Raw genomic sequence first — 255 nt, forward strand, 5'->3', positions numbered from 1 at the left:
CGCTCGCCCACCAGCAGCTCGGCCGGGTTCTCCGGGATCGTGCCGCGCGCAACGAAGTCGAGGCCCGGGCGCACGTCACGCATGATCACCGCCTCGGACGTCACCTCCGACGTCAGATAGTCCGCCAGCCCCGGTGTCGAGGCCAGCCCAAAGTACTGCTCCAGATGGCCTTTGCGCAGGTCCGCGTCGATCAGCAACACCCGCTTGCCGGCCGCCGCGACGACCGCCGCCAGATTCGCGGAGAGGAACGACTTG

General features: G+C 69.0%; 1 pseudogene. It reads right to left on the bottom strand.

Going from position 1 to position 255, the window contains the following annotated elements:
- A pseudogene (locus AB3X96_RS42940) lies at nt 1-255 on the bottom strand (tyrosine protein kinase); the annotation flags it as partial.

Source organism: Paraburkholderia sp. BR13439 (assembly GCF_040948805.1).
GTDB lineage: Bacteria > Pseudomonadota > Gammaproteobacteria > Burkholderiales > Burkholderiaceae > Paraburkholderia > Paraburkholderia youngii.